The sequence below is a fragment of the Streptomyces sp. DSM 40868 genome, assembly GCF_011820545.1.
Classification (GTDB): Bacteria; Actinomycetota; Actinomycetes; order Streptomycetales; family Streptomycetaceae; genus Streptomyces; species Streptomyces eurythermus.
Map to the genome: position 1 here is coordinate 4,411,123 of NZ_CP050504.1, position 22,394 is coordinate 4,433,516.

At 71.5% G+C, this 22,394-nt stretch carries 17 protein-coding genes and 1 riboswitch; of the genes, 9 read left to right on the top strand and 8 right to left on the bottom strand.

The genetic code is table 11. From position 1 onward, the window contains the following. Positions 1-177 precede the first annotated feature (177 nt). From HB370_RS20100 to HB370_RS20115, 4 genes are all read left to right on the top strand, one after another. On the top strand, positions 178-1,020 hold the full coding sequence (locus tag HB370_RS20100; protein ID WP_030786230.1) for a M24 family metallopeptidase: 843 nt from the start codon (positions 178-180) through the stop codon (positions 1,018-1,020). Then, on the top strand, positions 1,017-2,771 hold the full coding sequence (locus HB370_RS20105; protein WP_030786233.1) for an SDR family oxidoreductase: 1,755 nt from the start codon (positions 1,017-1,019) through the stop codon (positions 2,769-2,771). Before HB370_RS20100 ends, HB370_RS20105 begins: the two co-directional genes overlap by 4 nt. Before the next feature lie 209 nt (positions 2,772-2,980). Then, positions 2,981-3,883 (top strand): LLM class flavin-dependent oxidoreductase, encoded by a 903-nt coding sequence (locus tag HB370_RS20110; RefSeq protein WP_030786236.1) that lies wholly within the window; start codon positions 2,981-2,983, stop codon positions 3,881-3,883. A gap of 84 nt (positions 3,884-3,967) precedes the next feature. Beyond that, entirely contained in the window at positions 3,968-4,837 is an 870-nt protein-coding gene (locus HB370_RS20115; protein WP_030786239.1) for an HAD-IIB family hydrolase, read from the top strand. 98 nt (positions 4,838-4,935) lie between these two features. On the opposite strand, the gene cydD is transcribed toward HB370_RS20115, so the two are convergent. Genes cydD through HB370_RS20130 form a run of 3 tightly spaced genes read right to left on the bottom strand, consistent with a single transcriptional unit; the run spans position 4,936 to position 11,045 of the window. Then, a complete protein-coding gene (cydD, locus tag HB370_RS20120; RefSeq protein WP_167513006.1) occupies positions 4,936-8,454 on the bottom strand; it encodes a thiol reductant ABC exporter subunit CydD in 3,519 nt (1,172 codons plus the stop codon). Between the two features lie 59 nt (positions 8,455-8,513). After that, positions 8,514-9,521 carry a cytochrome d ubiquinol oxidase subunit II gene (gene cydB / locus HB370_RS20125; protein ID WP_030786244.1) on the bottom strand — a complete coding sequence of 336 codons (1,008 nt, stop codon included), beginning with the start codon at positions 9,519-9,521 and terminating at the stop codon, positions 8,514-8,516. Positions 9,522-9,536: 15 nt separating this feature from the next. Continuing rightward, entirely contained in the window at positions 9,537-11,045 is a 1,509-nt protein-coding gene (locus tag HB370_RS20130) for a cytochrome ubiquinol oxidase subunit I (protein ID WP_030786246.1), read from the bottom strand. Positions 11,046-11,255: 210 nt separating this feature from the next. Between HB370_RS20130 and HB370_RS20135 the strand changes: the two genes are divergently transcribed. Continuing rightward, complete coding sequence (locus HB370_RS20135; RefSeq protein ID WP_030786248.1) at positions 11,256-11,633, top strand: cyclophilin-like fold protein; 378 nt, start codon at positions 11,256-11,258, stop codon at positions 11,631-11,633. An 83-nt stretch (positions 11,634-11,716) separates the two neighbouring features. Here the strand turns inward: HB370_RS20135 and hisC are convergent, their stop codons facing one another. After that, entirely contained in the window at positions 11,717-12,796 is a 1,080-nt protein-coding gene (gene hisC / locus HB370_RS20140; RefSeq protein ID WP_030786252.1) for a histidinol-phosphate transaminase, read from the bottom strand. 454 nt (positions 12,797-13,250) lie between these two features. Between hisC and HB370_RS20145 the strand changes: the two genes are divergently transcribed. From HB370_RS20145 to HB370_RS20155, 3 genes are all read left to right on the top strand, one after another. Further along, positions 13,251-14,363, top strand: coding sequence for a LacI family DNA-binding transcriptional regulator (locus HB370_RS20145; RefSeq protein WP_030786254.1), 1,113 nt, complete (start codon positions 13,251-13,253; stop codon positions 14,361-14,363). A gap of 281 nt (positions 14,364-14,644) precedes the next feature. Continuing rightward, positions 14,645-15,724 (top strand): metallophosphoesterase, encoded by a 1,080-nt coding sequence (locus HB370_RS20150; protein ID WP_030786257.1) that lies wholly within the window; start codon positions 14,645-14,647, stop codon positions 15,722-15,724. 180 nt (positions 15,725-15,904) lie between these two features. Beyond that, entirely contained in the window at positions 15,905-16,771 is an 867-nt protein-coding gene (locus HB370_RS20155; RefSeq protein WP_030786260.1) for a hypothetical protein, read from the top strand. 96 nt (positions 16,772-16,867) lie between these two features. On the opposite strand, the gene thiC is transcribed toward HB370_RS20155, so the two are convergent. Beyond that, positions 16,868-18,652, bottom strand: a complete 1,785-nt coding sequence (gene thiC, locus HB370_RS20160) for a phosphomethylpyrimidine synthase ThiC (RefSeq protein ID WP_030786263.1) — start codon at positions 18,650-18,652, stop codon at positions 16,868-16,870. Further along, positions 18,645-18,822: riboswitch (TPP riboswitch) on the bottom strand. (Overlaps the previous gene by 8 nt.) Before the next feature lie 81 nt (positions 18,823-18,903). Between thiC and HB370_RS20165 the strand changes: the two genes are divergently transcribed. Continuing rightward, complete coding sequence (locus tag HB370_RS20165; protein ID WP_030786265.1) at positions 18,904-20,334, top strand: YibE/F family protein; 1,431 nt, start codon at positions 18,904-18,906, stop codon at positions 20,332-20,334. Positions 20,335-20,475: 141 nt separating this feature from the next. Here the strand turns inward: HB370_RS20165 and HB370_RS20170 are convergent, their stop codons facing one another. From HB370_RS20170 to HB370_RS20180, 3 genes are all read right to left on the bottom strand, one after another. Next, positions 20,476-20,913, bottom strand: a complete 438-nt coding sequence (locus HB370_RS20170) for an SsgA family sporulation/cell division regulator (protein ID WP_030615049.1) — start codon at positions 20,911-20,913, stop codon at positions 20,476-20,478. Positions 20,914-21,012: 99 nt separating this feature from the next. Beyond that, positions 21,013-21,765 (bottom strand): IclR family transcriptional regulator C-terminal domain-containing protein, encoded by a 753-nt coding sequence (locus HB370_RS20175; RefSeq protein ID WP_280117748.1) that lies wholly within the window; start codon positions 21,763-21,765, stop codon positions 21,013-21,015. A 397-nt stretch (positions 21,766-22,162) separates the two neighbouring features. Then, positions 22,163-22,375: a DUF5326 family protein gene (locus HB370_RS20180; protein ID WP_030615053.1), complete on the bottom strand. Its 213-nt coding sequence runs from the start codon at positions 22,373-22,375 to the stop codon at positions 22,163-22,165. Positions 22,376-22,394 lie beyond the last annotated feature (19 nt).

Below are 22,394 nucleotides of genomic sequence, written 5' to 3' on the forward strand. Positions count from 1 at the left end.
TCGTCCGCCCCAGGTATTACGGGACCCTAAGGGTCACCCACCCAGGGGAAGCCCGGGCGCGGCGGACGGCCGTCGTCCACGGCCCTTGATCCCGCCTATTGACGCCGCCTCTAACAAGTGCCAGATTCGCCTGTGTCAAGTTACGGACGCGTAGCGCTCTCGACGGGACGGGGCGGCATGACGACGGCAGTGAGCAGCGAACCCTCCGCGGACCTGCGGGGATTCAAACGGGTGCAGCGCCTGGCCTACGAATGCGCGGAGGCCGTCGCGGCCCGGCTCGAACCGGGCGTGACCGAGCGCGAGGCGGCGAGGATGCAGCGGGAGTGGCTGCGCGAGCGCGGGGTGCGGGACTGGTTCCACCTCCCCTTCGCCTGGTTCGGCGACCGCACGGCCTTCACGAACTTCCGCATCCCGCTCCAGTTCTTCCCCACCGACCGCGCCCTGGAGCCGGGGATGCCGTTCATCCTGGACCTGGCGCCGGTGTACGAGGGCTACCCCGCCGATGTCGGCTACTCCGGCTCGCTGGGTGTGAACCCGGTGCAGGACCGGCTGATGGCCGACCTGGAGGCGCACCGGGAGCTGATCCTGCGCGAGGTGCGCGAGCGGCGCCCGCTGCGGGAGATCTACCAGGACGTGGACCGGCTGATGGTCCGCCAGGGTTACGCCAACCGGCACCGCGCCTACCCCTTCGGGGTGATCGCCCACAAGGTGGACCGGGTACGGCGGCGCCGCTGGTCGCCCCATCTGTTCGGTTTCGGCACGCAGTCCCTGAAGGGCCTGGCCTCCGACGCGCTGCACGGCCACCGCGAGGGCTGGTCACCGCTGTGGTCGCCGTACCGCTTCTCGGACCACCCGCCGCGGCCGGGCCTGTGGGCGGTCGAACCGCACCTCGGCTTCCGGGGCACGGGCGCGAAGTTCGAGGAGATCCTGGTGGTCACCGACTCCCGGGACGCCGAGGAGAGCGCGTTCTGGCTGGACGACGATCTGCCGCACGTGCGGCGCTGGGCGGAGGAGAAGTGACCTTGAAGGGTGCGCGCGAGCGCCGGGTGCGTACCGGCGGGGTCGACCTGTGCGTGGCCGAGCTGGGCGACCCGGCCCAGCCGACCGTCGTCCTGGTGCACGGCTACCCGGACAGCAAGGAGGTTTGGTCGGAGGTGGCCGTACGGCTGGCCGACCGCTTCCACGTGGTGCTCTACGACGTCCGGGGCCACGGCCGCTCCACCGCGCCGAAACCCCTGCGCGGCGGCTTCACCCTCGCCAAGCTCGCCGACGACTTCCTCGCCGTCGTGGACGCGGTCAGCCCGGACCGGCCGGTGCACCTCGTCGGGCACGACTGGGGCTCGGTGCAGTCCTGGGAGTTCGTCACCGTCGGCCGCACGGAAGGCCGTATCGCCTCGTTCACCTCGATCTCGGGTCCGTCCCTCGACCACTTCGGGCACTGGATCGACGCACGCGTGAAGCGTCCGACGCCCCGGCGGGTGGGCCAGCTCCTCGGCCAGGGCGCCAAGTCCTGGTACGTCTACCTGCTGCACACCCCGGCCCTGCCCGAACTGGCCTGGCGCGGCCCGCTCGGCAAGCGCTGGCCCCGGATCCTGGAGCGGGCCGAGCGGGTCCCGGCCGGCGACTACCCGACCGGCTCCCTCCCCTCGGACGCGGCGCACGGCGCCTGGCTCTACCGGGACAACGTCCGCGCCCGGCTGCGCCGGCCCCGCCCGGACGCCTACGCCCACGCGCCCGTACAGCTCATCACCCCCGAGGGGGACGTGTTCCTCTCCGAGCGGCTGTACGACGACCTGGACCGGTGGGTGCCCCGGCTGACCCGCCGCACGCTGCCCGCCGGGCACTGGGTGCCGCGCACCCGCCCCGATCAGCTGTCGGCGTGGATCGAGGAGTTCGTCGTGTCCGTGGAAGGCGGCCGGCCCGTCCCGCGCCCCACCGGCCGGCACGCCGAACGGTTCGCCGGGCAGCTGGTGCTGATCACGGGCGCGGGCAGCGGCATCGGACGGGCCACGGCGTTCGCCTTCGCGGAGGCCGGGGCGCGGGTGGTCGCCGTCGACCGGGACGCCGAGTCCGCGGCCCGCACCGCCGAGCTGTGCCGGCTGGTCGGCGCGCCCGAGGCGTGGGCCGAGCCGGCCGACGTTTCCGACGAGCAGGCCATGGAGAAGCTCGCGGAGAAGGTCCACCGCGCCTACGGCGTGCTGGACGTGCTGGTCAACAACGCGGGCATCGGCCTGTCGGGCTCGTTCTTCACCACGACGACCGACGACTGGCGCTCGGTGCTGGACGTGAACCTGTGGGGCGTCATCCACGGCTGCCGGCTCTTCGGGGCCCGCATGGCCGAGCGCGGCCAGGGCGGCCACATCGTCAACACGGCCTCGGCGGCGGCCTACCAGCCCTCGCGCCTGCTGCCGGCCTACAGCACCTCCAAGGCGGCGGTGCTGATGCTCTCCGAGTGCCTGCGCGCGGAGCTGGCGCCGAAGGGGATCGGGGTCACGGCGGTCTGCCCGGGCATCGTCAACACCGGCATCACCGCCACGGCCCGGTTCACCGGCGTCGACGAGGCCGAACAGCGCCGTCGCCGACAGCGGTCCGCCCGCCTGTACGGCCTGCGGAACTTCCCGCCGGAGAAGGTGGCGGACGCGATCCTGGACGCGGTCGCCCGGGACAGGCCGGTGGCTCCGGTGACCCCGGAGGCCAAGGGCGCCCATCTGCTGTCCCGGTTCGCGCCGGGGCTGCTGCGGAGGATCGCGCGGGTGGAGCCGAGGCTGTGAGGCCGGGGACGGGCGCCCGCGGGCGTCACGTCCCCTCCGGTTGTCCACAGTTTCGCCAATTCACCTGTGGATAACCCCACTTCGTTGTGGATCAAACCTCCGACCGGGAAAACACGAGTGATCTGCGTCTCTCTCCGGCGGGTTCATGGCGTGCCCGCGCACGGTGACCGTTTCGTTCGACGCCGGCGGGCCCGCTTACGCTCGGACCCATGAGTCTGCGTCTGAGCACCGTGATCCTTCCGTACCGCCGCTGGCACGAAGGCGCCCGTTCGGCGTGGGTGCGCGCCGAACAGCTCGGCTTCCACACGGCGTACACCTACGACCACCTGACCTGGCGCAGCTTCCGTGACGGCCCCTGGTTCGGTGCCGTCCCGACCCTGACGGCCGCCGCCGCGGTCACCGACCGGCTGCGCCTGGGCACGCTGGTCACCTCGCCGAACTTCCGGCATCCGGTGCCTTTCGCCAAGGAGCTGATCTCCCTGGACGACATCTCCGGCGGCCGGATCACCCTGGGCATCGGCGCGGGCGGCACCGGTTTCGACGCGACCGCCCTCGGCCAGGAGCCCTGGACCCCGCGGGAGCGCGCGGACCGGTTCGCCGAGTTCGTCTCCCTCCTCGACCGGCTGCTCACCGAGGACACGGTGACCTACGAGGGGCGTTTCTACTCGGCCCACGAGGCCCGGAACGTCCCGGGCTGTGCGCAGCGGCCCCGGCTGCCGTTCGCCGTGGCGGCCACCGGCCCGCGCGGTGTGAAGCTCGCCGCGCGGTACGGCCAGGCGTGGGTGACCACCGGCGACCCGAAGCTGTACGAGACCGGTACGCCGGAGCAGTCCGTCGAGGCCCTGCGCGGCCAGATCGGCAGGCTGGCCGAGGCGTGCGAGGCCGCCGGGCGGGACGTGACCGGACTGGACAAGGTCCTGCTCACCGGCTTCACCCCGGACCGCGCCCGGCCGCTGTCGTCCCTGGACGCCTTCGTGGACTTCGCCGGCCGCCACCGCGAGCTGGGCTTCACCGAGATCGTGATCCACTGGCCCGTCCCGGACTCGGTCTTCGCGACCGACGAAAAGGTCTTCGAGCAGATCGCCATGGAGGCGCTCGCCCAGCTGGCCTGACCGGGGCCCGCCACGGACGTCGTCTGTGTCTCATCTGTGCGCAGTCCCGCACGGCCGTGCGGACACCTGCGCGAGAATGGCCGGGTGACCTCAGCGACCAGACAGCACGGGACCCCTGCCGCCGCCCTGCCGGCGCGGCTGATCGCCACCGACCTCGACGGCACTCTGCTGCGCGACGACAAGTCGGTCTCCGCGCGGACCGTCGCCGCGCTGGCCGCCGCCGAGGAGGCCGGGATCGAGGTCTTCTTCGTCACCGGCCGGCCCGCCCGCTGGATGGACGTGGTCAGCGACCACGTCCACGGCCACGGCCTGGCGATCTGCGGCAACGGCGCCGCCGTGGTCGACCTGCACGGCGGCCCCGGAGCCCACCGGTTCGTGAAGGTCCGCGAGCTGGCCCGGGAGAACGCCCTGGCCGCCGTACGGCTGCTGCGCGAGGCGGCCCCCGGCACGGTGTTCGCGGTCGAGCAGACCTACGGCTTCCACCAGGAGCCGGACTATCCCAAGCTGCACATGGAGATACCGGACGCCGTGCTGCCCGCCGAGGAACTGCTCGCCCCCGACGGCCCGGCCGCCGGCCAGCCCGTCCTCAAGATCCTCGCGTACCACCCCTCCCTCGACCCCGACGCCTTCCTCACACTGGCCCGGCTGACGGTCGGCGAACACGCCAACGTCACCCGCTCCAGCCCCAGCGCCCTGCTGGAACTGAGCGGCCCCGGCGTGTCCAAGGCCAGCACCCTCGCCCTGTGCTGCGCCGAGCGCGGCATCTCGCACGAGGAGGTCGTGGCCTTCGGGGACATGCCCAACGACGTCGAGATGCTGACCTGGGCCGGGCAGTCGTACGCGATGGGCAACGCCCACCCGGACGCCATCGCCGCCGCGTCGGGCCGTACCGTCGCCAACAACGACGACGGCGTGGCGGTGGTGATCGAACAGCTCCTCGCCGACCGCGGGTAGCCGACGCCGCCTCGCCGCTCCGACGACGCCCGCCGTGCCGGGCGCCCGCGTCCGGGACGGCATGCCTCGCCGGGCGCCCGCGTCCGGGACGGCACGCCTCAGCGCGCCCCGGCCAGCGCCTCCGCCTCGGACTCCCGCACGGCCATCTCCCGCAGCGGGCCGTCCTCGGCCAGCAGCCGCCGGTACGGCCCGCGCTGCGCCACCCGGCCCGCGTCCAGCACGATCACCTCGTCCACCGCGTCGAGCCCGGCCAGCCGGTGGGTGATCAGCAGCGTGGTACGGCCCTCGGTCGCGGCCAGCAGATCGGCGGTCAGCGCGTCCGCCGTCGCCAGGTCCAGATGCTCCGCGGGCTCGTCCAGGACCAGCACCGGGAAGCCGGCCAGCAGCGCCCGGGCCAGCGCCAGCCGCTGCCGCTGCCCGCCGGACAGCCGGGCCCCGTGCTCTCCGACGAGCGTGTCCAGACCGTCGGGCAGCGACTGGACCCAGTCCAGCAGCCGGGCCCTGCCCAGCGCCGCGCGCAGCTCCGTCTCGGACGCGTCCTTCCTGGCCAGCAGCAGGTTCTCGCGCACCGAGCTGTCGAAGAGGTGCGCGTCCTGGGCGCACAGCCCGACGAGCCGCCGTACGTCGTCCCCCGCCACCGCGCACGCGTCCACCCCGGCGAGCGTGTACGAGCCCGCCCGCGGATCCAGGAACCGCAGCAGCACCTGCGCGAGGGTCGTCTTGCCGGAACCGGAGGCCCCCACCACCGCGATCCGGCGCCCCCGCTCCAGCGTCAGGTCCAGCCCGGCGAGCGCCTCTCCCCGCTGTCCCTCGTACCGGGCGGTCACGCCCTTGAGGACCACCGGGAACGGCGTGACGGGCGCCGGCCGGGGCTGCTCCGGCTCGCGTACGGGCTCGGCGGCGTCCAGGATCTCGTACACCCGCTCCGCGCTGCGCCGCACCCGCTGCCGGTGCCGCACGGCGAGCGGCAGCCCCAGGACGGCCTCGAAGGCGGCCAGCGGTGTCAGTACGACCACGGCCATGGCCACGCCGCCCAGCCGGCCGGCCGCCACCGCCTGGGCGCCGGACAGCGCGGTGGCCGTGACGGTCAGCCCGGAGATCAGCGCGGTGAGACCGTCCCCGAGTCCGGTGACGGCGGCGGCGCGCGCGGCGATCCCGGTGAGGGTGCGATCCGCACGCCGGGCCGCGTCCGTACGGGCCGGCAGCGCGCCGGCGACGGTCAGCTCCGCGGTGCCGGTGAGCAGGTCGGTCACCCGGGTGGCGAGGACGCCACGGGCGGGCGCCAGCCGCCGCTCGGTCCGCCGGGCCACGGCCGCGGTCAGCAGGGGCACGCCGGCGCCCGCCGCCAGCAGACCCGCCGCGAGGACGGCGCCGGCCTCGGGCAGCAGCCAGGACGTGAAGCCGACGGAGGCGGCGGAGACGGCGACGGCGACTCCGGCCGGCAGCAGCCAGCGCAGCCAGTAGTCCTGGAAGGCGTCCACATCCGCGACCAGCCGGGTGAGCAGATCGCCGCGGCGGGTGCCGCGCAGCCCCGCGGGGGCGAGGCGCTCCAGGCGCCGGTACACCGCCACCCGGGTGTCGGCCAGCATCCGCAGGACGGCGTCGTGCGAGACCAGCCGCTCGGCATAGCGGAAGACGGCCCGCCCGATGCCGAAGGCACGGGTCGCGGTCACGGCCACCATCAGATACAGCACCGGCGGCTGCTGCGAGGCCCGCGAGATGAGCCAGCCGGAGGTCGCCATCAGCCCGACGGCACTCCCCAGCGCCAGACTCCCCAGGACCAGGGCCCCGGCCAGCCGCCCCCGGGCCCCGCCGCCCAGCGCGCGAACCCGCGCCAGCACACTCCGCCCCTTGCGGACCGGCGCCCGCTCCTCCTGCGCGCTGGAACTCTTCGGTTCGCCCTCGGGCCCACCGAGCGGGCGAGGACGGGGGTCCAGGGGGCGGAGCCCCCTGGGAGTCCGGCCGTCCACCGGGGACTCCGGGACATCCGCACTACCCAGCCGTACGACCCTGTCGGCCACCCCCAGCAACGCGGGCCGGTGCACGACCAGAAGCACGGTCCGCCCGGCGGCCAGCCTCCGCACCGCCGCCACGACGTCCCCCTCGGTCACCCCGTCCAGCGCTGCCGTCGGCTCGTCCAGCAACAGCACGGGCCGGTCCGCGAGGAACGCCCGGGCCAGCGCGAGCCGCTGCCGCTGCCCCGCCGACAGCCCGGCCCCGTCCTCCCCGAGCACGGTGTCGATCCCGTCCGGCAGCGCCGCCACGAACTCCCACGCGCCCGCGTCCCGCAGCGCCCGCCGCACGGCACCGTCATCGGCCCCGGGCCGGGCCAGCCGTACGTTCTCCGCGACGGTCCCGGCGTACAGGTGGGGCCGCTGCGGCACCCATGCGATCCGCGACCGCCACTCCTCCAGGTCCAGGCCGGCGAGATCGGCACCCCCGACCCGCACCCGTCCCCCGGTGGGCCGTACGAATCCCAGCAACACGCTCAGCAGCGTCGACTTGCCCGCCCCGCTCGGTCCGACCAGCGCCACGGTCTCACCGGGCTCCACACGGAACGACACACCGGTCACCGCGTCCGACGAGCGCCCGGGATAGCGGACGCTGACATCCTCGAAGGCCACGGCGCCCGCCGGCACCGCGCCCGTACCCGACACCGGAACCGGCGTCTCCAGCACGGAGAAGATCTCCTCCGCGGCGGCAAGTCCCTCCGCCGCCGCGTGGTACTGCGCCCCCACCTGCCGCAGTGGCAGATACGCCTCGGGCGCCAGCACCAGGATCACCAGCCCGGTGTACAGGTCCATGTCCCCGTGGACGAGCCGCATCCCGATCGTCACGGCGACCAGCGCGACGGACAGCGTGGCCAGCAGCTCCAGCGCGAAGGAGGAGAGAAAGGCGATCCGCAGGGTGCGCAGCGTGGCCTGCCGGTACTCCCCGGTGATCCGCCGGATGGACGCGGCCTGAGCCTTGGCCCGGCCGAACACCTTCAGCGTCGGCAGACCCGCGACCACGTCCAGGAAGTGGCCGGACAGCCGGGACAGCAGCCGCCACTGACGGTCCATCCGGGACTGGGTCGCCCAGCCGATCAGCATCATGAACAGCGGTATCAGCGGCAGGGTGCCGACGATGATCGCCGCCGACACCCAGTCCTCCGTGACGATCCGGGCCAGCACCGCCACCGGCACGACCACGGCCAGCCCCAGCTGCGGGAGATAGCGCGAGAAGTAGTCGTCCAGGGCATCGACACCGCGCGTGGCCAGGGTGACCAGCGAGCCGGTCCGCTGCCCGCTCAGCCATCCCGGGCCGAGCGCCGCCGCCCGGTCCAGCAGCCGGCCGCGCAGCTCCGACTTCACCGCCGCGCCGGCCCGGTGCGCCGCGAGTTCGGTGAGCCACGCGACCAACGACCGCCCGACGGCTACGGCCGCCAACAGCAGCAGGGGAGTGCGCAGTCCGGCGGCCGACTGACCGTGCTGGAACGCGCCGACGACGATCTCGGCGACGAGCATCGCCTGCGCGATGACCAGTCCGGCTCCCACGGCCCCCAGGCCGATGACGGCCACGAGGAAGAAACGGGTGGCACGGGCGTACCGCAGCAGGCGTGGGTCGATTGGTTTCACGTGAAACATGCCCTTCGGTCCAGAGGGTGTGTTTCACGTGAAACACACCCTCGACGGACTCAGTGAGCGGCGTCGGGAGCGATGTGCTGCGTGCCGATCCGCTTGCGGAAGACCCAGTAGGTCCAGCCCTGGTAGAGCACGACGAGCGGGGTGGCGATCGCCGCCAGCCACGTCATGATCTTGAGGGTGTAGGGGCTCGACGAGGCGTTGGTGACCGTCAGGCTCCAGTCCCCGTTCAGGGTGGACGGCATGACGTTCGGGAAGAGCGAGAGGAAGAGCACCGCCACGGCGGCCACGATGGTGACCCCGGACAGCGCGAACGCCCAGCCCTCCCGCCCGGCCTGATTGGCCACCAGCGCGGCGACCAGGGCGGCGACGGCCACGATCACGGCGACCAGACTCTTGCCGTCACCGCTGTCGGCCTGCGTCCACAACAGGAAGGCCAGCGCCACGAGGGTCGCCACCAGACCGACCCACCGGGCCAGCTTCCGCGCCCGTACCCGGATGTCGCCGACGGTCTTGAGCGCGGTGAAGACCGCTCCGTGGAAGGTGAACAGCGTGAGCGTCACCAGGCCGCCGAGCAGGGCGTAGGGGTTGAGCAGATCCCAGACGTCACCGACGTACTCGAAGTGCTGGTCGATCTTCACGCCCCGCACGATGTTCCCGAAGGCCACGCCCCACAGGAACGCCGGGAGGAGCGAACACCAGAAGATCGCCGTCTCCCAGTTGCGTTGCCAGTTCTCCTCGGGCCGCTTGACCCGGTACTCGAAGGCGACGCCCCGGACGATCAGGCAGACCAGGATGAGCAGCAGCGGCAGGTAGAAGCCGGAGAAGAGGGTGGCGTACCACTCGGGGAAGGCGGCGAAGGTCGCACCGCCCGCGGTGAGCAGCCACACCTCGTTGCCGTCCCAGACCGGGCCGATGGTGTTGATCAGCACCCGGCGCTCGGCTCGGTCCCGGGCCAGCAGCTTGGTGAGGACACCGACTCCGAAGTCGAAGCCCTCCAGGAAGAAGTAGCCGGTCCACAGGACGGCGATCAGGACGAACCAGACGTCGTGAAGTTCCATGACTGTTCCCCCGGCCTAGTACGAGAAGGCCATCGGCTTGTCGGCGTCACGGGTGTCGCCGCCGATCTTCGTGGGCGGGTTGAGGTCGGCCTCGGTGAGTTCGGGCGGGCCGGCCTTGACGTACTTCGCGAGCAGCTTGACCTCGACCACGGCGAGGATCGCGTACAGCGCGGTGAACACGGCCATCGAGGTGATGACCTCGCCCTGGGAGACACCGGGGGAGACCGCGTCCCGGGTCTGGAGGACGCCGTAGACGACCCACGGCTGGCGGCCCATCTCGGTGAAGATCCAGCCCCAGGAGTTCGCGATCAACGGGAAGGCCATCGTCCAGGTCGCGATGCGCCAGTACCAAGGGGTGAGCTTCGGACCGAGCGCCTGCTTCTTGAACAGCACCAGGTGCGGCACCTCGTCCTCGCCGACCCTGAGGTGCTGCGGCAGCATGAACTTCTTGCGGGTCAGCCAGAGTCCGGCCAGCCCGATGGCGAAGGAGGCCATGCCGAAGCCGATCATCCAGCGGAAGCCCCAGAAGGCCACCGGGATGTTGGGCCGGTAGTCGCCGGGCCCGAACTTCTGCTGCTCGGACTTGTTGACGTCGTTGATGCCGGGGACGTACGAGGTGAAGTTGTCGTCGGCGAGGAAGGAGAGCAGGCCCGGGATCTCGATGGCCACGCTGTTGTGGCCCTTCTCCACGTCGCCGTAGGCGAAGATCGAGAACGGCGCGGGCTTCTGGCCGTCCCACAGCGCCTCGGCTGCGGCCATCTTCATCGGCTGCTGCTTGAACATCACCTTGCCGAGGGTGTCGCCGCTGATCGCGGTGAGCAGACCGGCGATGACCACGGTGATCAGACCGAGCCGCAGCGAGGTCTTCATCTCGCGGATGTGCTTCTTGCGGGCCAGGTGGTAGGCGGATATGCCCACCATGAAGGCGCCGCCGGTCAGGAAGGCCGCAGAGAGCGTGTGGAAGGCCTGGGTGAGGGCGGTGTTCTGGGTCAGCACGGCCCAGAAGTCGGTCAGCTCGGCCCGGCCCCTCGCCTTGTCGATCTTGTAGCCGACCGGGTGCTGCATCCAGGAGTTGGCCGCGAGGATGAAGTACGCCGACAGGATCGTGCCGATCGAGACCATCCAGATGCAGGCCAGGTGGATCTTCTTCGGGAGCTTGTCCCAGCCGAAGATCCACAGGCCGATGAACGTGGACTCGAAGAAGAACGCGATGAGCGCCTCGAAGGCGAGCGGGGCGCCGAAGATGTCACCGACGAAGCGCGAGTAGTCCGACCAGTTCATGCCGAACTGGAACTCCTGCACGATGCCGGTGACCACGCCCATGGCGATGTTGATCAGGAAGAGCTTGCCCCAGAACTTGGTCGCCCTGAGGTACTTCTCCTTCTCCGTGCGCACCCAGGCCGTCTGCAGCCCGGCCGTGAGCGCGGCCAGGGAGATCGTCAACGGAACGAACAGGAAGTGGTAGACGGTGGTGATGCCGAACTGCCAGCGCGCCAGTGTTTCCGGCGCCAAAGCCAGGTCCACGTCGTCACTCTCCTTACTACGGCGTGGTCAGCGGCGGTTTGCCCCTGTTTGTTGCCCGCATACAGGAGCAAACGGGACGCGCTTGTGAACGCGTTCACATTCACAAGCCATTATGACGCACTGATTTTCGGCCGAACCAGGGGGGTCCCCCCTATCGCCGTAGCGTCAAGACCTTGGCAGTGACTTCAACATCTTGTTGAATTGCCCGCCATGCAGATACGCATTTCCTGGCCCGCGGGCAGCATCACCGCGAGCCTCGACGCAAGCACCCCGACCGTGCAGGCCCTCGCCAAGGCACTGCCCCTCGCCTCGACCGCGAGCACATGGGGTGAGGAGGTGTATTTCGACACAGGCGTCTCTGTTTCACGTGAAACGGACGCCCGCCAGGTCGTGGAGCCGGGCACGGTGGCCTTCTGGACGGAGGGCAACGCCCTCGCGCTCCCCTACGGCCCTACGCCGATCTCGCACGACGGGGAGTGCCGCCTCGCGAGCCCGTGCAACATCCTCGGCGGCCTGGACGGGGACGCCGGCCTCCTGGCGACCGTACGAGCCGGCGACCCCATCCGTCTGGAACTGATCGAGGACTGATCCCGCCACGGGATCAGTCCCTTGCGGCGTTTCCGTGCCCCTGGGGAGCCACAGCTCCCACGGCACCCGGCGCCGCCCCCGAGTCACCGCTCCTTGGGGAACGCCTCCGCCACCTTCAGGAAGATGTCGTTCGCCTCGGCCTCGCCGATCGTCACCCGCACACCCTCGCCCGGGAACGGCCGGACCACCACCCCATGCTCCTCACAGGCCTGCGCGAACGCGACGGTGCGCTCCCCCAACCGCAGCCACACGAAGTTGGCCTGCGTCTCCGGGACCGTCCAGCCCTGATCCCGCAGCGCGTCGACCACGCGCGTGCGCTCACACACCAGCGAGCCGACCCGGCCCAGCAGCTCGTCCTCGGCGCGCAGGGAGGCGATCGCCGCCTCCTGTGCCAGCTGGCTCACCCCGAACGGCACCGCCGTCTTGCGCAGGGCCGCCGCCACCGGCTCATGGGCGATCGCGAAACCGATCCGCAGCCCGGCCAGCCCGTAGGCCTTGGAGAAGGTCCGCAGCACGCAGACGTTGGGCCGCTCCCGGTACAGCTCCACACCGTCGGGCACCTCGGGGTCGCGGATGAACTCCCGGTAGGCCTCGTCCAGCACCACCAGCACGTCCCGGGGCACACGGTCGAGGAACCGTTCCAGCTCGGCCCGCCGCACCACCGTGCCGGTCGGGTTGTTGGGGTTGCACACGAAGATCAGCCGCGTCCGGTCGGTGATCGCGTCCGCCATCGCGTCCAGGTCGTGCACATCACCCGGCGTCAGCGGCACCTGTACCGACCGGGCGCCGCTGATCTGCGTGATGATCGGGTACGCCTCGAACGACCGCCAGGCGTAGATCACCTCGTCACCGGGACCGCTGGTGGCCTGGATCAGCTGCTGGGCGACCCCCACCGAGCCGGTCCCGGTCGCCACGTGGGACAGCGGCACACCGAAGCGGTCGGACAGCTCGTTCATCAGCCCGGCGCAGGACATGTCCGGGTAGCGGTTGATGTCGCAGGCCGCGGCGGTCACGGTCTCCAGCACGCCCGGCAGCGGCGGGTACGGGTTCTCGTTGGAGGACAGCTTGTAGGCGACCGGGCCGCCGGCCGCGGCCGGCTTGCCCGGCTTGTAGGTGGGGATACCCTCCAGCTCGGCGCGCAGCTTGGGGCTTGTCTCGCTCACCGCAGTCCTCCTCGCGATCACCGGCGGACCGTCGACGCCGCCGGCTTCCAATACTCATCACCATAAGAGGATTCGGCCCGGCTGAGTACAGGCTCGCACTGCCGGACCCATGCCCCCGGGCCCCGGGGAAGGCGCCGATCACACGGCTCCCGTCGGCATCGGGGGCATCACCGCACGAAGGCGTGCGTTTCGGGGGGCGCGCCGTACATATATCTACGCGCCGGTGGCTTGCGCCCTGGCGCGCGTCGCCCGTGCAGGTGAGTTGAGACCTCTTCGAAACATCGGACGCTTGGCAGGTCCGTACGCCTCGGCACATCGCGTCCTACCCTGCAGACCCGCAAAGTCCTTTATTTCTAAGGCACTTGACGCCATATGGCCATGCAGAAACGTGCCTCCCAAGGTGGGCATATGCGGCCGCACCACCCCGCCGCATGAGCCCTACTATCGGCTCGCCATGACAGCAGCAGGGAAGCACCAGGTGAGCCGCGCGGAAACCTCACGTCGAGGCAGTCGGCCGGGCCGGGCGGGCATCAGAGACGTCGCCGCCGCCGCCGGGGTCTCCATCACGACCGTGTCCGACGCCCTCAACGGCAAGGGCCGGCTCCCGGATGCCACCCGGCGCCACGTCCGCGAGGTCGCCGACCGACTCGGGTACCGGCCCTCGGCCGCCGCCCGGACCCTCCGTACGGGCAAGTCGGGCCTGATCGGCCTGACCGTGACGACCTACGGGGATGAACCTTTCACCTTCACGGAGTTCGCGTACTTCGCGGAGATGGCCCGGGCCGCCACCTCGGCCGCACTCGCCCGCGGCTACGCCCTGGTCATCCTGCCCGCGACCTCCCGCCACGACGTCTGGTCCAACGTGGCCCTGGACGGCACGGTCGTCATCGACCCCTCCGACCAGGACCCGGTGGTCAGCGAGCTCGTCCGGCAGGGACTGCCGGTCGTCTCCGACGGCCGCCCGGCCGGCTCCCTTCCCGTCACCGCCTGGGTCGACAACGACCACGAGGCCGCCGTACTCGGCATCCTCGACCATCTCGCCGACGCCGGCGCCCGCCGCATCGGCCTGCTCACGGGCACCTCGACGGACACCTACACCCATCTGTCCACCACCGCCTACCTGCGCTGGTGCGAACGGGTCGGCCAGGACCCGGTCTACGAGGCGTACCCGGCGCACGACCCGTGCGCGGGCGCCGTCGCCGCCGACCGGCTGCTCGCCCGCCCCGACCGGCCCGACGCGGTCTACGGGCTGTTCGACCCCAACGGCACCGATCTGCTCGCCGCCGCCCGCCGCTACGGCCTGCGCGTCCCCGACGACCTGCTGCTGGTGTGCTGCAGCGAGTCGACCATGTACGCCAGCACCGAGCCGCCCGTCACCACACTGTCGCTGAAGCCCCGCCGCATCGGCACCGCCGTCGTCCAGCTCCTCATCGACGCGATCGAGGGCGTCGAGTCCGAGCAGCCGGTCGAGCAGGTGATACCGACCGAGCTGATCGTGCGCACCTCCTCCCAACGGCGGTCCCCGCGCACGACGGTCAGCCCGCCACGCACCCCGGACGACCGGTAGCGCCCCGGGACGTCCCGGGGCGGCGCGGCGGACGCGGCACGGGGCACGTCCGGTGCGGCGCGAGAACCGGTCGGCCGGGGGATCAATCGGCCGACAGCCGGTCGAACATCTGCCCAAACAGGGCGAAAGCCGCGGTGAACCGGAGTCTTGTTCCGATTCACCACCCCTGGGTCATCACACGGCGCGACGCGCATTCCTATGATGGGCCCCACGACACCGCGGACCGCTGCGACCAGGCAGTCCGAAGCGGTGCAGATGCGGCGCGATGGTGGAGGGGTCTGATGACTCAGGGGGCCGGTCAGGGACCCGAGGCGGAGCGGACGGCGACGCTGCGCGACTTCCGGGTACCCGCGTACGTGCACGAGACCGGTCCGTACGCCGACGGCACCCACCCCGGCAACGCCGTCCCGGCCGGCGACGAGGCGTACCCCGAGGGCTACACCCCCACCCAGCGCGACCTGCCGGTCATCAACCGCGGCGACACCCTCCAGCTCCCCGTCGAGCCGGTCCCCGCCCCGCCGGCCCCGCAGCCCGCGACCGGGCCCGGACCGCTCTACGTCGTCGGCGACGTCCACGGCTACCTGGACGAGCTGGTGGCCGCCCTGCAGGAGCAGGGCCTGATCGACGCCTCGGGCCAGTGGTGCGCCGGCACCACCCGGCTGTGGTTCCTCGGTGACTTCACCGACCGCGGCCCGGACGGCATCGGCGTCATCGACCTGGTCATGCGGCTGTCCGCGGAGGCCGCCGCGGCAGGCGGTTACTGCAAGGCCCTCATGGGCAACCACGAGCTGCTGCTGCTCGGCGCCAAACGGTTCGGCGACACCCCCGTCAACTCCGGCGCGGGCACCGCCACCTTCCAGGCGGCCTGGCTGCTCAACGGCGGCCAGAAGACCGACATGGACCGCCTCCAGGACCACCATCTGCAGTGGATGGCCCGCCTCGACGCCGTGGAGGTGGTCGACGGCTACCTGCTCATCCACTCCGACACCACCGCCTACCTCGACTACGGCGACTCCATCGAGGCGGTCAACGACACCGTCCGCGAGACCCTGACCCGTAACGACGCCGACGAGGTCTGGGATCTGTTCCGCAAGTTCACCAAGCGCTTCTCCTTCCGCGACGAGGGCGGCTCCGACGCCGTGCGCACCCTCCTCGACACGTACGGCGGTACCCGCGTCGTTCACGGGCACAGCCCCATCCCCTACCTCCTCGGCGAGGTCGGCTCCGAGGACGGCGAGGAGGGCACCGGCCCGGTCGTCGAGGGGCCGCACGTCTACGCCGACGGTCTCGCCATCGCCATGGACGGCGGAGTGACCATGGCCGGAAAGCTGCTGGTCCAGCAACTCCCGCTGAACGACTGAGCGTTCCCTGGTCAGACGTCCCCCGACCGCGTACGCGCAGGCCGGAGGCCAATTTCCGGCAATCCCCTGTCATCGCGCGCCGTCACGGCTCTACCATCGGCTTGTCCGTAGCAGGCTCCCCTCCGTTTCTGCCCGACGGCAGTCGGCGCGCGAGCCCCAAGCCCTACGGAGCATCGGGGGATGCAGATGAACAGCCTTCCGCAGCACCTGAAGAGCGAGGACCTCCGGGAATTCGAGCGGCTGCTCGACGAGGCGCTGCGCTCCGCACCGCACCGACCGGAACCGGCCGCCAACGGCCGCCCGCTGACCACCGCTCAACTGCGCACCATGGCACTGGAAGCCTCCGCCCTGATCACGGCGGTCGCGGCGGCCGAGTACCGGCACTACGCCGAACTCCGCGACACACCACGCCACCCGGCGCTGTCCGCCCCGGCGGCCACCGGAGACTCCGCCGCCGCGCTCTCTGGTCCGACCGCGCCGGATACGGGCGCCCCGCCCGACGAGGCGGCCGAGGACACCGGCGCGGGCGCCGCCGCGGTCCTCGCCGTGCTGGCGCCCGTCCTCTCCGGGACAGCAGCGGCGATCTTCCTGCTCGTCGGCTACGTCCTGCGGGCGTTGAGCTCCGGGCAGACCCTCGCCCGCACCTTGCTCGCCACCGGCTGGGTGTTCGGCGCGCTGACCGCGGCGACGGCCCTGGTCGCCGCCGCCGGACTGCTGCTCGCCGCCCTGCGCAACCGCGCCCCGGCAGACGTCCGGGCCCTGGACAGGGCGGACGAGGCGGAGGTGGAGCGGGCCAGAGATGCCTGGCGGGACGCCCTGCTGGAGCGGGGCATCCTGCCCTTCCTCCGGGAGGCACTGGCCGAGGCGGGCCCCGCCGGGGCACAGCACCCGGTCCGGCCCGCACCGAGCGGCCGCATCCCGCGTCTGGGCTACGACCGGCCCGGCTTCAGCAGCCCGGGCGACGGCACGGCGTCCGGCCGCCCCCGCTACACCAGCCCCGATTACACGAGCCCGGACTTCGGCGGCCCGGAACACCGCCCCGAGTAACCCGGCCGCGCACCGGCGTGACCCGGCCGGACACCGGCCACCCGGTCGCGCACCGCGCACGGTCTGGCGGGCGCGGTGCGCTCACGGTGGGCCGGTTCAGTCGGCGATGGGCAGGTACACCCGGTTGCCGGCCGCCGCGAACTCCTGCGACTTCTGGGCCATGCCCGCCTCGATCTCGGCCCGGTTGCCGCCGTGCTCCCGCCGGATGTCCTGCGAGATCTTCATGCTGCAGAACTTCGGGCCGCACATGGAACAGAAGTGGGCCGTCTTGGCGGGCTCGGCCGGCAGGGTCTCGTCGTGGAACTCCCGTGCCGTGTCGGGGTCCAGGGCGAGGTTGAACTGGTCCTCCCACCGGAACTCGAAACGGGCGTCGGACAGCGCGTCGTCCCACTCCTGCGCCCCGGGGTGCCCCTTGGCGAGGTCCGCCGCGTGCGCGGCGATCTTGTAGGTGATGACGCCGGTCTTGACGTCGTCCCGGTTGGGCAGGCCCAGGTGCTCCTTGGGCGTGACGTAGCAGAGCATCGCCGTGCCCCACCAGGCGATCATCGCGGCACCGATGCCGGAGGTGATGTGGTCGTACGCCGGCGCGACGTCCGTGGTCAGCGGGCCGAGCGTATAGAACGGAGCCTCATCACAGATCTCCTGCTGAAGGTCGATGTTCTCCTTGATCTTGTGCATCGGGACGTGCCCGGGGCCCTCGATCATCGTCTGTACGTTGAAACTCTTGGCGATCCGGTTGAGTTCCCCGAGCGTCCGCAACTCCGCGAACTGCGCCTCGTCGTTGGCGTCGGCGATGGAACCGGGCCGCAGGCCGTCACCCAGCGAGTACGTGACGTCGTAGGCGGCGAGGATCTCGCACAGCTCCTCGAAGTTCTCGTACAGGAACGATTCCTTGTGGTGCGCCAGGCACCACGCGGCCATGATGGAGCCGCCGCGCGAGACGATGCCGGTCTTGCGGTTGGCGGTGAGCGGGACGTACGGCAGCCGGACGCCCGCGTGGACCGTCATGTAGTCCACGCCCTGCTCGGCCTGCTCGATGACGGTGTCCTTGTAGATCTCCCAGGTCAGTTCCTCGGCCTTGCCGTCGACCTTCTCCAGCGCCTGGTAGAGCGGCACGGTGCCGATCGGGACGGGGGAGTTGCGCAGCACCCATTCGCGGGTGGTGTGGATGTTGCGGCCGGTGGACAGGTCCATGACCGTGTCGGCGCCCCAGCGGGTCGCCCAGGTCATCTTCTCGACCTCTTCCTCGATGGAGGACGTCACCGCCGAGTTGCCGATGTTGGCGTTCACCTTCACCAGGAACCGCTTGCCGATGATCATCGGCTCGATCTCCGGGTGGTTGACGTTGGCCGGCAGCACGGCCCGGCCGGCCGCGATCTCCTCGCGGACCACCTCGGGCGACACGTTCTCCCGGAGGGCCACGAACTCCATCTCCGGGGTGATCTCGCCCCGGCGGGCGTACGCGAGCTGCGTCACCGCCTGACCGTCGCGCCCCCGCCGCGGCTGGCGCGGGCGGCCGGGGAAGACCGCGTCCAGGTTGCGCAGCCCGCCGCGCGGCGAGGTGTGCTTGATCCCGTCGTCCTCGGGACGGACGGGCCGGCCCGCGTACTCCTCGGTGTCGCCGCGGGCGATGATCCAGTTCTCCCGCAGCGGCGGCAGGCCCCTGCGGACGTCCGTTTCGACGAGTGGATCGGTGTACGGGCCCGATGTGTCGTACAGCGTGACCGACTGCCCGTTGGTGAGATGCACCTGACGGACCGGCACCCGGAGGTCGGGGCGCGAGCCCTCGACATACGCCTTGTGCCAGCCGATGGACTTCCCGGCCTCCGTGGACTTCTCGTCCTGGGCGGAGGCAGGCGTGCGTGCGTCCTTGTTGGTCATGAGACCTACTCCCTACGCCGGCATTACCCGGTAACAGGTTCGGCGGTCGACGCAGCGGTTTCCGTCGGCCGACGTTCCCCGCGGAACATCGCTCGTTCCACGTGAAACATCGCATCCACGGAGGTCAGCGCCCTCTCAGCCCGGTGCTCCGAGCTCCCGCGTGTGCAAAGGTGCCTCCACGCTAGCGCCATGTATGGCGCGGTGAACAGTGGGCCCCCCTGCGTTCTTGGGATGATCGGGCGGTGACCAGCATGGAGCAGTACCCCTACCAGCCGCCCGACCCGCACCGCCGAGACGGCGCGGAGCAGGGCACCGGGCACGGTCACCAGGCCGCCGAGACCGGCCACGGAGCCGCTTCCGGGCAGGGACACGCGCACGGTCACAGCCACAGCCACGGCCCGGCCGCTCCCGTCTCCCAGCATCTGCGCAAGGTCATCGCGGCGATCCTGGTTCCCTTCACCGCGGCGGTCCTGGTCGGCCTGGTCGTGCTCTGGCCCGGACAGGCCCCGGCCCACAAGCGCACCGGCGTCGGCTTCGACCGGCAGACCCAGCAGGCCACGGTCACCCGGGTCGTGGAGCTGAGCTGTGCTTCGGCGAACGCCTCCGGTGTGCCCCCGACCGGTGACACCTCCACGGCCGAGGGCAGCTCGGCGCAGCAGCAGGCCGACGGCACCTGCAAGAAGGCCACCATCCGGGTCGACACCGGCAAGGACAAGGGCCGTACGTTCACCGAGATCGTGCAGCCGGACCAGTCGCGCCAGCTCCACCAGGACGAGAAGGTAGTCGTCGCCTACGAGCCCTCGGCGCCGAAGGAGCTGCAGTACGCGGTGACCGATGTGAACCGGAAGTTCCCCATGACGCTGCTCGCGGGGGTCTTCGCGGTGGCCGTGGTGCTGGTGGGCCGGCTGCGCGGTGTCATGGCGCTGGTGGCGCTGGCCGTCAGCTTCCTGGTGCTGACGCTGTTCATCCTGCCGGCGATCCTCGAGGGGTCGAACCCGCTGCTGGTGGCCGTGATCGGATCGAGCGCCATCATGCTGATCGCCCTGTATCTGTGTCACGGGCTGTCCGCCCGTACCTCGGTGGCGGTGCTCGGCACGCTGATATCGCTGGCGCTGATCGGTGTGCTCGGCTCGCTGTTCATCGGGTGGGCCGCGCTGACCGGCAACACGGACGACAACACCGGTCTGATCCACGGCCTGTATCCGTCGATCGACATGAGCGGTCTGCTGCTGGCCGGGGTCATCATCGGTTCGCTCGGCGTCCTGGACGATGTGACGGTGACCCAGACCTCGGCCGTCTGGGAGCTGCACGAGGCCAACCCGTCGATGGGCTGGCGCGGGCTGTACCGGGCGGGCATCCGGATCGGCCGCGACCACATCGCGTCCGTTGTCAACACCCTGGTGCTCGCCTACGCCGGTGCCGCGCTGCCGTTGCTGCTGCTGTTCTCGATCGCGCAGAGCAGCGTCGGGACCGTGGCCAACAGCGAGCTGGTGGCCGAGGAGATCGTGCGCACGCTGGTGGGCTCGATCGGTCTGGTCGCCTCGGTCCCGGTCACCACGGCGCTGGCCGCGCTGGTGGTGTCGGCCGACCGGGCCGCCCCGGACGCCGGGGCGGCCGGGGCATCCGCCGGGGCCCGGCCCGCGCCGGCGCGCGGGGGCCGGGGGCGGCGCCGGAAGCGGTGAGCGCCGGCGGTTCCGCCGCCGCGATGAGCGTCGCCTGGTCCGGCAGCGCGATGGGCGCCGCCGAGACCGGTGCTCGTCGCGCAGAAGCGTTACTGCGGCGCGCCGCGCGGGACCGGCGGAGCGCCCCCTCGCCGTAGCGCTTCAGCCGGCGCTCTGCTCCTCGGCCAGGATGCGGTCCAGGGCCTCGTCCAGATGCGCGTCGAAATCGGCCAGGGCGCCCTCCTGCCCGAGCGGCACCAGCTTGTCCGTGCGGTCGAGGAAGGCCACGAGCGGGGGTGCCGACGAGCGGAAGAGGGCGTGGTCGCCGCCGACCTGAAGACGGATCAGCACCTCGCCCAGCACCTCGGAATCGGCGGGGGAGATGCGCACGTCTCCCTCCCCGCACGGCCGGCCGACCCCGTCGACCAGCAGTTCGCGCCCGAAGGCCCAGGTCACCGGCGCGTCGCCGGGCAGATGAAAGGTGAGCCGCACGGCATAGGGATCACTGGTCTCGTAGCGCAACTCCACCGGGATGCGGAAGGAGAGCTCCTCCGACACGAGAAAGCTCATCATGACTTCTGCCTGTACGGACTCGCGCATTGACTACCCCGTCATATGACGTCGACTGGCCGGGATCGATCCCTCTGACCGTGCTCAAATCTTGCTGAACGTACACAGTAGATTACAAGGAGTGAGTTTTCAGATACTGATAGAGAGCGTGAGCGTGCCCAGGTGACGCCCGATCTCCGTCTGCAGCCGGCGGGCGGCGGGCAGCAGCCGGTCGGCCTGGTGGGCGGGGAGCGAGAGGGCCATCGTGGCTGCGGTGGCGCCGACTGTGATGGGGACCGCCGCGCAGACCGTCCCGACGGCGTACTCCTGGCGCTCCACCGTCGGCTCCATCCGGCGGGTCCGGGCCAGCCGCCGGAGCAGCGCGTCGTCGTCCCGCACGGTGTACGGCGTGAGGGGCCGGACGGGATAGCGCGCGAGATGGTCGCGCCGCGCCTCCTCGTCGAGCTGGGAGAGCAGGCACTGTCCGATGGCGTGGGCATGGCCGGTCTCGCGGAAGTCCGCCCATTCCTCGACCGCCGGTGCCTGCCGGGAGGCGGAGACGCACATGACCTCGATCTCGCCGTCCCGGTACATCGCGTAGTAGACCGGCACACCGATGGAATCGCGCCAGTGCGCGAGCGTGTCCGCCACCATGCTGCGACGTTTCTGCTGTGCTCCGCCGCGGGCCAGGCGTTCGGCGGCGTCACCGAGGAAGAACAGTCCCTTGTCCCGGTGCAGATAGCCCTCGTGCACCAGGGTGCGCAGCAGGTGGTAGGTGGTGGGCAGAGCGAGCCCGGTCTCGCGGGCGAGTTGTTTGGCGGGAGCGCCGTAGGCGTGCGAGGCGACGGTCTCCAGCAGGCGCATGGCGCGCTGGACGGAGCCGATGAGCGTGGCGGCGGGCACGGGCCGCGGTGCCGGCCGGCCGGCGGACGACGGTGGCCCGCAGACATCCGCGGCTGGCGGCGGGCCGGGGCTGTCCGCCGCGGGCGCGGAGCCCTGGCCGGGGACGAGCGGGGAAGGCGATCGCTGGAGAGGGGGTGCGCAGGGGCGCGGTGCGACGGCGGGTGCGGGGGGTGCTGCCGGTGCGGTGTCGACGATGGCCAAGGGGGTCACTCCCGAAGCGCGAGGGGGAGCCCGTGCGAGAGGACGTGCACGGGGGGGGTGGCGCCGCCCACGGAGCCGGAGCCGGTGGGGGGTTCCGGACTTTAACCGTCCGCCAGCGCGCCGGAACCGCTCCGGACCGAAACTTCCCTCCCCCGAGGGAACCGCCCCCGTCACCGCTGACCGATGACCGGGTGCCTCACCACCCGCTGCGCGACGAGGAGTTGCCGGTGAACTTCCGCACGATGTAGATCAGGCCGCCGACCAGGGCGACGAAGACCAGCGCCTTGAACAGCAGGCCGATCACGAACCCGACCACGCTCGCTATCAGACCTCCGAACACGACCAGGGCGATGACCGGCACCGCGACCCACTTCACCCACCACGGCAGCCCCGCGAAGATCTCTCGCATCGCCTCGTCCTTTGCGCTC